This is a genomic window from Oceanospirillum sp., from assembly GCF_048265165.1.
Taxonomy (GTDB): Bacteria; Pseudomonadota; Gammaproteobacteria; order Pseudomonadales; family Halomonadaceae; genus Oceanospirillum.
In genome coordinates this window covers 81970-95515 of the sequence record NZ_JBLXCD010000007.1, presented here as the reverse complement: position 1 = coordinate 95515, position 13546 = coordinate 81970, and the positions used below count along the sequence as shown (strand labels likewise).

Below are 13546 nucleotides of genomic sequence, written 5' to 3'. Positions count from 1 at the left end.
ACAGCTTAAGGTGGCACTCAACCACATGGAAGATAAGGTGTTTTTTTAATTATTCAGATCATAAAAAGGTCAGTTTCTATCAAACTTCACTTGAACAGGCGAGTGCTCCCATTGCACTATGAGTTTTAATTAAAAAGTCATCTTCAAGACACGTTTCAAACCGGGTACAGCCCAGTTAAACGTGCTATACACTCTTTGCCACGTCAGGCATGTTCTTCGCCCTAAGCATTGGCTGACACTGGAGTATAGCGCACCGTTTCTCAGTAACGGGGATACCATGATCAGCAACCTAAAAGCACCTTGCGGGCATAGCCCCCTAAGACATAGCTTTTCTTTAACCATGCCGCTGCTGCTTTTCTGGGTTATTTCTTTGCTGATACAAAGCGCCCAAGCATCCACAGATCACTCTAAAGCCACAGTCCAAACTAAAACACCTGAAAGTCTGACTGTTGGCGTCGTTGCCGACAATGAGCCCTACTCCAGCATCGAAGGTCGTACAGCCAAAGGCTTTTCTGTCGATGTGCTCAATAAACTCGGTAAAACCTTGGGTATCCGCTTTGATTACCGGGTCGGTAGCTGGCCAGACATTTATGCTGCGTTTCGAAGAGGTGATCTGGATATTATCGATGAAATATCCTGGCGCGAAGACCGGGCAAAAAATATTCTTTTCACCAGTGCATACCATCTCCGTCAGACGGTTGTCATGCAGAACTGCGTACAACCCCTTCCCACCGTCAAAACGCTGGATCAGCTAAAACCATACCGGGTTGGCATTATGCGAGATATCTACTACCGAGATTACCTCGTTGAGCAGGGTATTAATGTTATCGAATATGACCTTCTGCCAAACCTGGTTCAGGCGCTGGCCTTTGGCTGGGTGGATACCATCATTGGCCCGGAAATCACGCTGAAGTATATGGCGCGCCGGGAAGGTTTCTTCCAGCTGGAAGTTAATACACTGGCCCCTCTTAAAGGGATGGAAATTGAAGACTTTCGATTGGGTACCCTCAAAGACAAGCCCGAACTTTTCAAAAAACTACAGGCGGGTCTCCAGTCTCTGCCCGCCGGATGGCTGCAAGAACTAAATGAGCGCTGGATGCAATACGATGGTCAGTCCACATTACGTCAGGAACCGATACAACTGACCCGAAAACAGCAGGACTATCTGGACCGCCTGCCTCCGCTCAGGGTCGGCCTGATGCGCGACTATGCTCCTTTCAGCTTTTCTGATAATGGCAAAGTACAGGGGCTGAGTGTTGATATCCTTTATCGCTTACAGGATCTGACCGGCGTTGAGTTTATACCTGTTGTTGATCAATGGAGCAATCTGTTCCAATTGTTTAAACGAGGTGAGCTCGACCTGATAGCCAATATCTCGGATATGCCGGAAAGACGCGCTTTTACCCGATTCACACAGCCTTACCATCGCATTCCCAATGTTGCCTTTACCCGAAATGCTAACTTCCGCCTGAATAAAGCATCTGATCTTTCAGGTTTGCGCATCGCCGTCGGACACGGTGTCTTTTACGAGGCCGCCGTGCGCAAACTTTTCCCGGATCAAGTGATCAGCTATACAGAGCAAGCTAGTATGTTTAAAGCCTTGATGGAGAACCAGGTCGACCTTGTTTTAGCCGCTCTGCCCAATGGCAACCATTGGATTCGGGAGCTAGGTATGACAGATGTTTGGATTGCCGGCGAACTCCGGCTGCCAGGTCTGATTGGCGAAGACCTACGGCTCGGCTTACAACCCGAACTCCAGCCTCTCACAGAGATTCTTGACCAAGCATTAGATGACATATCACAGATAGAAAAACGCGCCATAGAGAACCGCTGGCTGGGTGCAAAAGCAACATCAGGCAATGAAACCAGAGTCATTTTATCCCAGAAGGAGCAGGACCTTCTGGATCATTGGGACTACACCATTACCTACTGTGTGCATCCGGACCGCTATCCCTTGGAAAACAAAAACAGAGAGAACCGGCATGACGGCATGTCAGCAAGTCTGCTGACAATACTGCAACAGAAACTGGATAACCTGCGCTTTGAGTTTCTCCCTACGGGAAGCTGGCAGGACTCGTTAACCGCAATCAAAAATGGAGATTGCGTTATGACACCTATGGTTGTCCCCAGCCAGGGGCTTCAACAAAACCTGCTATTCTCAAATAGCTGGTATAACGCTTCCAATGTTATTCTCGGTACTCTAGGCAGTCCTTTTATAGACAGCATCAACGATCTAAGCGATAAGCGCATCGGCATCGGCCGCGACAGCAATCTTCAACCTATACTGCAACAACGCTACCCACAACTGAAACTCATACCCGTTGACAGCACCCTAAGCGGTATACAGCAAGTCAGAGAACATAAACTTTATGGCTTTATCGGAGGGTTGGCCGAAACCAGCCATCTGCTGCAACAGGAAAGTCTGGGGGACATTCGGGTGCTCGGGCGCCTGCCCGTGGACAGTAATTTTTCGACTGCGGTGCATCATCAGTACCCTCAATTGCTGACACTGATGAATAAACTCCTCTCTAGCCTCAGCAGCGCTGAACTCGATCAGATCGAAAATAACTGGCTTTCCATCAAACTGGAGCAGAAAACCGACTACACCAGACTCTGGCAGCTGGCAGCTGCATTCAGTCTGCTTTTTTTGGCACTTTTTTACTGGAACCGCAAGCTGGGCAGCCTAAATCAGCAACTACAAAAAGCCAATGAACAACTGGCTCATCTGAGTGTTACGGATCAGCTGACAGATCTTGGGAATCGTAACTATCTGAGCCAGACATTTGAGGCCTACATGGCACGCTGCCACAGGGATAACCAAGTCGTTGCCGTTGCTATGATAGATGCCGATCACTTTAAGCGGATCAACGATAACTACGGCCATGATGCCGGTGACCGCTGCTTGCAAGCTCTGGCTCAACAGATGAGAACACAGTTTAACCAATCGGACGATCATCTGATTCGCTTTGGTGGAGAAGAGTTTATCATTCTGACATCTGATTCGTGTACGGAACGGCTGGAGGCGCGTCTGCAAACCTTAAGGCTTGCCATTGCAGATCATCCGATTTTACAACAGCAACGACCACTGCATATCACGGTCAGTATAGGGGCCATGGCTGGCCCCGTCGGAGATAGCGAACAGCTGGATCTCTGGCTAAAGGAAGCCGATCACGCCCTCTATCAGGCAAAGAATAATGGCCGGAATCAACTCGTGATATATGATCGCGCGGCTTTGGTATGATCCGAGGAAACGTCATAAACCAACAGACGGACAACCGATAAAAACACGTTGATTAAAAAAGACAGTTTTTTCTGTAGTAGCAACAGGTTAAGCTCTGTTGCTATCAATATAAAGGTCTGCAATAGAGGGGCAGGGTGACACCATGCAAGGCATGCCAGCACTTATATCATCTTCACGTCTGACTAGGGCCAGCATACTGCTGTCTCTGCTCTGGCTATCCGGCTGTCAGCAGCAGATAACACAACCCGACGCTCTAACCTTATCACCCAAAGATCTGCGCTCTGAGGCTCAGATTACTTCGCCTCAGGTACAGCAACCTATTAGCGGTCTGGACGGCGAAGCCATTCAGGATTTATTGGCCGCAGAGATTGCAGGGCAGCGCAACCAGGTTGGCTTTGCACTTCAGCTTTATCTGGAGCAAGCTGCACGTCTGCAAAACCCGGAGCTTGCCCGCAGAGCAACCTATATCGCGCAATATGCCGGTGATAATCAAACAACTCTGGACGCCGCCGCACTGTGGAGTGAAACCGCCCCGGATAATGCCGAACCCCGACGGATCAGTAGTACACTCCTGATTCAGCAAGGTGACGTTCTCGGAGCTTTTGACTTCCAGAGCGAGCTATTGTCTATGGGTGAAGAAACACACTTCAGCTACCTTGCAGCCCAAAGTGCAGAAGCGGATGAATACACTCGAAATGAGCTTCTGTCGGCAATAAACAGTTTACATGATCACCACCCCGACAACCCGGATCTTCTGACCGCCATAGCTCAGCTACTCTATTTCTCAGGCCATAACCAGCGAGCCAATGAGGTGATTGATATATCACTGGGCGTCGCCCCTTTGAGTATCCGCAGCATCCTGTTAAAAGCCGATCTGGCCATTACTCAGCATGACCTAAGAGCAGGCATCCATATTCTTGAACAGGCGATCCTTAAACAGCCTGACAACCTGCGCCTGCAACTGGCCCTTGCACGTACACTGGTCAAAGATGGTGATATTGACCAGGCGCAGCAGGTATTTTCCAAAATTGCGAGTAGTCATCCCGAAAATGGTCAGCTGACACTATCTCTCGCCCTGATCCTGATGGAAAACGGCCTGCCTGAGCAAGCACGTAACCAGTTGAATAAATTACTGGAAAGAGGCTTCGAGATTGATGCGGCTCACTATTATTTAGGTCGACTTGAGGAGCAGGAAAACAACGTTCAGGCGGCAACAGATCACTATCGAATGGTTAAAGGTGGGAAAGACTTCCTTCAGGCCCAGGCAAGAGCCGCACAGCTATTGATCGCTCAGGGCGAAAACGATGAGGCGCGCGCCCACCTGGCAACACTGCGCCTGACTTCGCCTGAGTACAGAGTTCGCCTCTACCTGCTGGAGAGTGAACTTCTGCTTGCCCAGAACAAGCTTGACGACGCCCACCAGCTACTAACCGAAGCGATATTATCGGAAGGCTCGGACTATGAGCTCCTGTACAGCCGTGCAATGATCTCTTTGAAAGAGCAGGATATCCCTTCATTAGAGCGGGATCTGCGGGAAATTCTGGATAATGAACCGAATAATGCCATGGTTCTGAATACACTGGGCTACACCCTGACTGAGTACACAGACCGTTATTCGGAAGCTCTGCTGCTGATTCGAAAAGCTGCCGCCCTGAAACCCGGTGATCCTGCTATAACAGATAGTCTGGGCTGGGTTTATTTCAAGCTTGGGCAACTCAATGAAGCGACACGCTTTCTGCAACAGGCATACAACCAGCTGCAGGACCCGGAAATTGCCAGCCACTTGATTGAAGTATACTGGGTCTCAGGTCAACAGGACGAAGCCGTTGACCTGCTACTGGAAGCCAGACAACTCTTCCGGGATAGCTTATTACTCGACGCGGTTGAAAAACGCTTTCCAGAACTCAGCACTCAGGCCATACATCAGGAATCTGAGTACCCGACAGAGAACCCGGAGGAAACAGCAGACACACGTCCTGCTGAATAACAATGACACGCCGAAATATGAACAATAGCATCAGAGGTCTGCTTACAAGAGCTACTTTGCTTGTCCTGATATTACTGGCAGGCTGCAGCACAACAGAGCAGCTTAAACAAGCCTCTACTCCTTTTATGGATCAGCATATTCGCAACTTTTCTCAACTGACATACTTTCAGATTGAAGGGAAAATCCGTCTGAAAACAAAGGAAAGTTCAGACAGCGCCAATCTTCAATGGCAACAGCAAGGCGACAGTTACAACATGACACTGAGTGGCCCTTTTGGGCAAACCGGGGCACGCATGGAAGGCAGCCCCTATCAGGTTATGCTGACAATTCCTGACAAAGGGCGCTTTATCGATCAGAGCCCGGAAAAACTGCTGTACAACCACTTTGGCTGGGATCTGCCGATCAGCAGTCTTTTATACTGGATAAGAACACTACCTGCTCCTGGGTCCGGTTATCAATCAGAATTGAATCAGGCGCAACAGATTCGTCTTTTGCAGCAGGATGGCTGGAATATTCATTATGACCGTTATCACTCCGTATCCTCAGAGTCCCTTCAAAGCCCTGAACTGCCGGGTCGAATTAAAGTTAACAGAGGCCAGCTGGAATTGACGCTGATCATCAATCAATGGCAACTACCAGCTCATCAACTGGCACGTTTACAGTAATCTGCGTAACCACCTACTCTGATTGCCACATAAATGCCATTCGGCTAGCCGGTGGGTTATCCGATATAATCCATCTCGTTTCAGGCCCTGTTTCATCGCACCACAGGTAACGCCCTGATCAGACCAGCCCTATATATTCGGATTATCGAGCCATGCCGACACCCACCAAAATTGAAACACTAATACTACCCGCCCCCGCAAAGCTAAACCTTATGCTACATATTATCGGGCGACGACATGATGGCTATCACTTGCTGCAAACTCAGTTTCAGTTCCTCGATTTCTGCGACCAGCTGACATTCAGAAGGGGTAACCAGGCCTCAGAGCACCCTAAGATTAAACTAACCCCTCAGATTCCCGGAGTAGATGCGGCAGATAACCTCGTCTCCAGAGCGGCAAGCCGACTTATCCTTTTTTGTCGCGAAAAGGGTTTCAGCCAGCCACTTCCGGATATATCGGTTCAACTGGATAAAAAGATCCCCATGGGTGGTGGACTTGGCGGAGGCAGCTCGGATGCCGCCACAACACTACTGGGCCTGAACCATATCTGGCGGCTCGGCTGTAGTATCGATGAGCTGGCAGAGATAGGGTTAACACTCGGTGCAGACGTGCCGGTTTTTGTCAGAGGATTTGCCGCCTGGGCTGAAGGCGTGGGCGAAAAACTGACCCCCATTGAGCCAAAAGAAGCCTGTTATTTGGTGATTTGCCCTGAATGTCATATCTCAACTCAGGAAATTTTTTGCCATCCTGAATTGACAAGAGATACCGAAATCATGACAATTACGCGCGCACTTGATCAGGGCGGTCATAACGACTGCGAATCGATCGCACGAACAACTTATCAAGAAGTTGCTCAGGCAATCGATTGGCTTAGTCAGTATGGCAAATCACAGATGACCGGAACCGGTGCCTGTATTTTTGCAGGTTTTAACGACCAAAAATCAGCCGAGGCTGTGTTAGCGGCGTTACCGGATCAATGGCAGGGCTTTATTGCTTGGGGGAGAAACAGATCCCCGTTGCATGAAGCACTGGCAATCTGAGCTGGTATATAGTTGGGGTATCGCCAAGCGGTAAGGCACTGGATTCTGATTCCAGCATCCCCAGGTTCGAATCCTGGTACCCCAGCCACTTCTGTTTTCTGTTGATGCAATGAACTGCACTTCAGGCCCGCACTTACTCCCGTCAGACTGAATCCAAAGGTAGTTACACGTGTCAAAATTAATGGTGTTCACGGGGAATGCAAACCCCCAGTTAGCCAGCAAAGTTGTTGATTGTTTAGACATCCGTCTGGGCGATGCCACGGTTGGCCAGTTCAGTGACGGCGAGATGGCTGTTGAAATCAACGAAAACGTACGTGGTAAAGACGTTTTTGTAATCCAGTCTACCTGTGTACCTACTAATGATAACCTGATGGAACTTATCCTGATGGTCGATGCACTGCGCCGTGCATCAGCACAACGGATCACTGCTGTTGTACCTTATTACGGCTATGCACGTCAGGATCGGCGTGTTCGCTCATCCCGTGTTCCTATCAGCGCTAAAGTTGTTGCTGACATGATCGTCGCAGTGGGTGTCGATCGCGTATTAACTGTTGATCTGCACGCAGATCAGATCCAGGGATTTTTTGATGTCCCTGTTGATAACGTATATGGTTCTCCAATTCTTCTCGATGATATTGAACGTCAGAACTATCCGGATCTGGTTGTTGTATCTCCGGATGTCGGCGGCGTTGTTCGTGCCCGTGCGATTGCCAAGCAACTGAATGATGCAGATCTGGCCATTATTGACAAGCGCCGCCCGCAGGCAAACGAAGCCCAAGTGATGCATATCATCGGTGATGTTCAGGATCGTACCTGCGTACTGGTTGATGACATGGTGGATACGGCAGGCACACTGTGCAAAGCTGCCGAAGCACTAAAAGCACATGGCGCCAAACGGGTTGTTGCCTACGCAACGCACCCTGTACTCTCCGGCCCGGCCATCGACAACGTTCGCAACTCCGTTCTGGATGAGCTTATCATTACAGATACTATTCCTTTGACTGACGCAGCTCAGAAATGCGGAAAAATCCGCCAACTGACGCTTTCCGGTCTGCTAGCTGAAGCGGTTCGCCGTGTCAGCAACGAGGAATCTATCAGCGCAATGTTTCGCTGATTAAAGCGCCATAGCAAAACTGATTTTAACTGGGTACAGGTTTCTGGTCGCGGAAACCTGTACTGTCTTTATGTAAACCTGAGGAAGTAATCATGACTGATTTTACGCTGAACGCTGTAGTACGCAGCGACAAGGGGAAAGGTGCGAGCCGCCGCCTGCGTCGTCTGGAAAAAGGTACTCCGGCTATCGTATACGGACTGGGCAAAGAGCCTGTAGCCATCTCAATTGAGATGCGTGAGCTGTACAAGAAACTGGAAAACGAAGGTTTCTACACTCACATGCTGGAACTGAACATCGAAGGCGCAGATAACGAAAAAGTTATCCTGAAAGATATGCAACGTCACCCGTTCAAAGAAGTTATCATGCATGCTGACTTCCAGCGTGTTGATGAATCTACTAAAGTTTCTGTTAACGTACCGGTTCACTTTGTTAATGAAGCAGAGTGTAAAGGCGTTAAACTGGACGGCGGCATTCTGATGCGCCTGCTGACTGAAGTTGAAATCGCAGCACTGCCTCACCAGATCCCAGACGCGATCAATGTTGACGTAGCTGAGCTGGAAAAAGGCCAGACTATCCACCTGTCTGACCTGACACTGCCAGCTGGTGTTGACGTTGTTGCTCTGAGCAAAGGCGCAGACCACAATGACGGCGTTGTATCTGTTGCTACACCTAAAGGTGCTGCTGCAGATGAAGCTGAAGAAGAGGGAGCTGGCGAGGAGTAATCCTACGCTGACTTTCTGAACGGGGTTTCGGTATGAGTGAAGGTATTAAGCTAATCGTTGGCCTGGGGAATCCCGGGGCAGAGTATGAGCAAACCCGTCACAACGCCGGAGCCTGGTTCGTCGAGGCGCTGGCAAAGCACTGCGGTGTTAGCCTGCGTCCCGAAAAGAAGTACCACGGGCTCTATGCCAAGGCCCGCTTTGAAGGGTCAGACCTTCATCTGTTGATCCCCTCCACTTTTATGAATCGCAGCGGACAATCGTTAATTGCTGTTGCTGGTTTCTTCAAGATCCCTCCTGAAGCGATTCTGGTCGCACACGATGAACTTGACATACCTCCAGGTACTGCCCGTTTTAAACAGGGTGGAGGCCATGGCGGTCATAATGGACTGCGGGATATCATCAGCAAACTTGGTAACGAAAAAGGTTTCAACCGTTTACGGCTTGGAATCGGCCATCCGGGCAGTAGTGATAAGGTTACCGGATATGTGCTGGGTCGGGCGCCTAAGCCAGAGCAACAAGCTCTGGATGACTGTATCGATGAAGCCATAAGAGCCCTACCCGATGCAGTAGCTGGCCAATGGGCCGCCGCTATGAATCGCCTGCACAGTTTTAAGTCCGCCTGATCTCTTCTCCCCCACCGGTAATATTTTCTGCCGGATTCTGCCAACCCAATGGTTGGTGTAAGCGCCGGTTCATCCACGCATATCAGGATCATCATCATGGGTTTTAACTGCGGTATTGTCGGGCTGCCTAACGTAGGCAAATCGACCCTGTTCAACGCTTTGACCAAATCCGGCATTGACGCCGAAAACTTCCCTTTCTGCACCATCGAGCCCAATACAGGTATCGTACCGATGCCTGACCCGCGTCTGGATGCTCTGGCAGAGATTGTAAATCCCGAGCGCGTGCTGCCAACAACAATGGAGTTTGTGGATATTGCCGGCCTAGTGGAAGGTGCTTCCAAAGGTGAAGGTTTGGGTAATAAATTCCTGGCTAATATTCGTGAAACGGATGCTATCGCCCATGTTGTGCGCTGCTTCGACAATGAAAATGTGATCCATGTTGCTAACCGCGTTGATCCGGCCCAGGATATAGAAATTATCAATATGGAGCTGGCTCTAGCTGATATGGATTCTGTGGATAAGGCGATTCATCGCCTGACCAAGATCGCCAAAGGCGGAGATAAAGAAGCCCAGGCACAAAAAACAGTACTGGAAAAAATCCAGCCTCATCTGGCAGAAGGCAAACCCCTGCGCAGCTTTGGCTTGAACGACGATGAGAAAAAACTGCTTCGTTCGTACAATTTCCTGACCGTTAAACCCACCATGTACATCGCCAACGTTGACGAAGATGGCTTTGAAGACAATCCATATCTGGATATTGTCAGAGGCATCGCCGAAGAAGAAGGCGCCATTGTTGTTCCGGTCTGCAATAAGCTGGAGGCTGAGATCGCCGAGCTGGACGATGAAGAACGCGATATGTTCCTTGCTGATCTCGGCATGGAAGAAGCTGGGTTGGACCGGGTTATTCGGGCCGGTTACGGCTTACTTGGCCTGCAAACCTACTTCACTGCAGGTGTGAAAGAGGTTAGGGCATGGACAGTTAAAATTGGCGCAACAGCCCCGGAAGGTGCTGGCGTGATCCATACCGACTTCCAGCGAGGCTTTATTCGTGCTGAAGTGGTCAGTTATGACGACTTCATTGAATACAAGGGCGAGCAGGGCGCAAAAGAAGCCGGTAAATGGCGACTGGAAGGCAAAGACTATATCCTGAAAGATGGTGATGTCGTTCATTTCCGCTTCAATGTTTAAAGCGATCTTGCTTTAGTTTAAAAAAAGCGAAACTGCTAAATAATTACTTGCAGCAAGAGCAGATTACAGTATAATCTGCTCCCGCAATTGGCTATGTAGCTCAGCTGGTTAGAGCACAGCACTCATAATGCTGGGGTCGCAGGTTCAAGTCCCGCCATAGCCACCATATTTTAAAAAGCCGCTTCATATGAAGCGGCTTTTTATTTTGCAGGTAATTCTATCCTGTTGTTTTATTTATAGTTTTACAAGAAAACAGCTTGACAGAAAATCGAATTGCAAAGATAATCTGCGCCAGCTTCTTCCGGTTCAGTTTAATCGGAAAGCAGTTTTGGCTATGTAGCTCAGCTGGTTAGAGCACAGCACTCATAATGCTGGGGTCGCAGGTTCAAGTCCCGCCATAGCCACCATATTTTAAAAAGCCGCTTCTCATGAAGCGGCTTTTTTTGCCTTCATGTCACACTCAGCAGCACTATCCAGTCAGTACAGTAGCACGATAGCTGATCTCATATTTGTCTCCCAGACTAATACCCTACATCTGACATCTGTCACGAAAAACCACACCCGCTCTCTCACTGTATGCGGTTCTATAGTATGCTCAGAAAAAACAATCACCTGATGAAGAACCTCTTCTATGGATTCGCTAAAAAAAGCTCTCTCCCCACTGATTCGCCCCTTGGGTAGTCTGCTTATTCTTGCTGTATTTCTACTGCACGCCATTGGCTACTGGAATATTGGGCTGTTCAGTAAACTTGAGCAGATCGCTTACGATGTTCGCATCAATATGACACTGCCTAATGAGGGTGATTCTCAGATTCTGATTATCGATATTGATGAAGACAGCCTCAGAGAAATTGGGCAGTTCCCCTGGCCACGGGAGTATATTGCTGAGTTGCTGTACATTCTTTTTGGTGAATACGGTATCAGCACTTTAGGGTTCGATATCGTATTCCCGGAAGCAGACCAGAGAGGTGCAACAGAAGCATTAAAAGGGCTTCTGGCAGAAAAACCTGAATTGACCGAAACCCTCACACCTTTAATCGAGTCAATGGATGGTGACCGTCAACTGGCGGGAATACTCAACCAAACCCCGGCAGTATTAGGCTTTTACCTTGATCGCGAGCCAGAGATAGAAACCCCCTCCGTTGGTGTGCTGCCTGAACCGCTGCCGATCAAGAGCCCAATCTCCCCTGCATTACTCCCTATACCAAAAGCACAGCGCTTTTCCGGCAATCAGCCAATTCATCAGGCAAATGCTTTATCGGCAGGTTTCTTTGATAACCCACTGGTGGATCAGGATGGTGTTTTCCGCCGGGTTCCCATGATCCAGGAATATAAGGGAAATTATTACCAATCCCTTTCCCTGGCGGTCGTTCGCAGTGTTCTGGGGATGCCACCGGTGGAATTCATTATCAGTGGCGACAAGAACAATCCAACCTTAGAAGCTCTAGATGTGGGTGGCTTTCGTATCCCGGTGGATAACCAAACCGGGGCTCTGGTGCCCTACTATGGCGGCCGGGGTACCTTTGAATATATCTCTGTGACCGATATCTTTCAGCAGACCGTTGCCAAAGAAAAACTCGAGGGAGCTATCGTTTTGCTCGGTACCAGTGCACCGGGTCTTCTGGATCTGCGAACCACGCCGGTACAAAGCGTTTACCCCGGAGTGGAGGTACACGCCAACCTGATCGCGGGTATCCTGCACCAGTCCTTTAAACATCAGCCCAGCTATACCATTGGCGGAGAGATACTGCTCCTGGTATTTCTGGGGCTTTTGCTGACCTTTACACTCCCAAGGCTTAATCCTCTCCCTATTCTGATCGGATCCGTACTTATTTTTGCTGGTATCTGGTATGGCAACTTGCTTCTGTGGACAGACTATAAATGGGTCTTCCCTCTGGCAACCCCTGTTCTCCTGAGCGCCCTGATTATCGCTTACCAGCTTGCATACGGATACCTTGTGGAATCGCGCGGCAAACGCCAACTAACCCGTCTATTCGGCCAATACGTCCCACCTGAGTTAGTTGATGAAATGAACGAGAACCCTGCCAGCATTTCCCTGGAAGGTGAAAGTCGTGAAATGACAGTGCTTTTCTCAGATGTACGGGGCTTCACAACCATTTCGGAAGGCCTCAACCCGGAAGAGCTTACCCGACTGATGAATGCCTTCCTGACCCCCATGACAGGCGTTATTCATGAATACCGCGGTACTATCGATAAATATATGGGCGATGCCATCATGGCGTTCTGGGGCGCACCACTCAAAGATCCCCTGCATGCAAAACATGGCGTTGAAGCGGGCCTGAGAATGATTGAGATTATGAAAGAGCTGGGGCCTGAGTTTAGAAAAAGAGGCTGGCCGGAACTGAAAATTGGCGTCGGCTTGAATACCGGGCCGATGAACGTGGGAAACATGGGCTCCGAATTCCGCATGGCCTACACTGTTCTGGGTGATGCCGTCAATCTGGGCTCCCGACTGGAAGGCCTCACCAAGCAGTACGGTGTAGACCTTATGGTCAGTGAAACCACCGCAGCAGCAGCCGATAATTATCTTTATCGGGAGCTCGACTTGGTCAAGGTAAAAGGCAAGCATGAACCCGTCGCGATCTTTGAGCCTGTCGCATTAAAAGGCTCACTGAGCGACGCTGAGCTCAACACTCTGGATCGTTATCATCAGGCCTTAAAACACTTCAGAAATCAGGACTGGGGATATGCTGAAAGACTGCTATCGGAGCTGCTCTCTGAGGAAAAGCGTATGATCTATGACGTTTATCTGGACCGGATCAACCTGTATAGAGAGCAACCACCCGGTAAAGATTGGGATGGCGTTTTTACTCACACATCAAAATAACGAAAAGCTTATACTTTGACAGTAAACCTAATGCGCTCAACTCAGAGCGCTTAGAGACTGATACTCAAATCAAAAACAGAGTGGAATACAAAGTTTTGGATATAACTCATTAAAAAAT

9 protein-coding genes and 3 tRNA genes are annotated in these 13546 nt (G+C 49.3%); all 12 read left to right on the top strand.

Annotation, left to right across the window (positions count from 1 at the left end):
• Positions 1-277: 277 nt before the first annotated feature.
• The 12 genes from ACN0R8_RS13425 to ACN0R8_RS13370 all read left to right on the top strand — a co-directional run bounded on the left by ACN0R8_RS13425 (position 278) and on the right by ACN0R8_RS13370 (position 13428).
• Positions 278-3241: a transporter substrate-binding domain-containing protein gene (locus tag ACN0R8_RS13425; protein ID WP_417598248.1), complete on the top strand. Its 2964-nt coding sequence runs from the start codon at positions 278-280 to the stop codon at positions 3239-3241.
• Between the two features lie 142 nt (positions 3242-3383).
• On the top strand, positions 3384-5228 hold the full coding sequence (locus ACN0R8_RS13420; RefSeq protein ID WP_417598246.1) for a tetratricopeptide repeat protein: 1845 nt from the start codon (positions 3384-3386) through the stop codon (positions 5226-5228).
• Between the two features lie 56 nt (positions 5229-5284).
• Entirely contained in the window at positions 5285-5893 is a 609-nt protein-coding gene (gene lolB / locus ACN0R8_RS13415) for a lipoprotein insertase outer membrane protein LolB (protein ID WP_417598244.1), read from the top strand.
• Positions 5894-6045: 152 nt separating this feature from the next.
• A complete protein-coding gene (gene ispE, locus ACN0R8_RS13410) occupies positions 6046-6933 on the top strand; it encodes a 4-(cytidine 5'-diphospho)-2-C-methyl-D-erythritol kinase (protein WP_417598242.1) in 888 nt (295 codons plus the stop codon).
• 13 nt (positions 6934-6946) lie between these two features.
• Positions 6947-7021, top strand: a tRNA-Gln gene (locus ACN0R8_RS13405).
• Positions 7022-7102: 81 nt separating this feature from the next.
• The gene (locus tag ACN0R8_RS13400) at positions 7103-8047 is read left to right on the top strand and encodes a ribose-phosphate diphosphokinase (protein ID WP_202931261.1); all 945 of its coding nucleotides are present in this window, start codon (positions 7103-7105) and stop codon (positions 8045-8047) included.
• A gap of 92 nt (positions 8048-8139) precedes the next feature.
• A complete protein-coding gene (locus tag ACN0R8_RS13395) occupies positions 8140-8769 on the top strand; it encodes a 50S ribosomal protein L25/general stress protein Ctc (RefSeq protein ID WP_417598240.1) in 630 nt (209 codons plus the stop codon).
• A gap of 32 nt (positions 8770-8801) precedes the next feature.
• The gene (pth, locus tag ACN0R8_RS13390) at positions 8802-9392 is read left to right on the top strand and encodes an aminoacyl-tRNA hydrolase (protein WP_417598238.1); all 591 of its coding nucleotides are present in this window, start codon (positions 8802-8804) and stop codon (positions 9390-9392) included.
• A 96-nt stretch (positions 9393-9488) separates the two neighbouring features.
• Positions 9489-10580, top strand: a complete 1092-nt coding sequence (gene ychF, locus ACN0R8_RS13385; RefSeq protein ID WP_417598236.1) for a redox-regulated ATPase YchF — start codon at positions 9489-9491, stop codon at positions 10578-10580.
• A gap of 89 nt (positions 10581-10669) precedes the next feature.
• Positions 10670-10746, top strand: a tRNA-Met gene (locus ACN0R8_RS13380).
• A 164-nt stretch (positions 10747-10910) separates the two neighbouring features.
• Positions 10911-10987, top strand: a tRNA-Met gene (locus ACN0R8_RS13375).
• A 224-nt stretch (positions 10988-11211) separates the two neighbouring features.
• Positions 11212-13428: a CHASE2 domain-containing protein gene (locus ACN0R8_RS13370; RefSeq protein WP_417598234.1), complete on the top strand. Its 2217-nt coding sequence runs from the start codon at positions 11212-11214 to the stop codon at positions 13426-13428.
• Positions 13429-13546 lie beyond the last annotated feature (118 nt).

Coding starts and splice junctions, on each gene's coding strand:
- ACN0R8_RS13425 (WP_417598248.1), top strand. CDS start 278: ATGATCAGCAACCTAAAAGCACCTTGCGGGCATAGCCCCCTAAGACAT.
- ACN0R8_RS13420 (WP_417598246.1), top strand. CDS start 3,384: ATGCAAGGCATGCCAGCACTTATATCATCTTCACGTCTGACTAGGGCC.
- ispE (WP_417598242.1), top strand. CDS start 6,046: ATGCCGACACCCACCAAAATTGAAACACTAATACTACCCGCCCCCGCA.
- ACN0R8_RS13395 (WP_417598240.1), top strand. CDS start 8,140: ATGACTGATTTTACGCTGAACGCTGTAGTACGCAGCGACAAGGGGAAA.
- pth (WP_417598238.1), top strand. CDS start 8,802: ATGAGTGAAGGTATTAAGCTAATCGTTGGCCTGGGGAATCCCGGGGCA.
- ychF (WP_417598236.1), top strand. CDS start 9,489: ATGGGTTTTAACTGCGGTATTGTCGGGCTGCCTAACGTAGGCAAATCG.
- ACN0R8_RS13370 (WP_417598234.1), top strand. CDS start 11,212: ATGGATTCGCTAAAAAAAGCTCTCTCCCCACTGATTCGCCCCTTGGGT.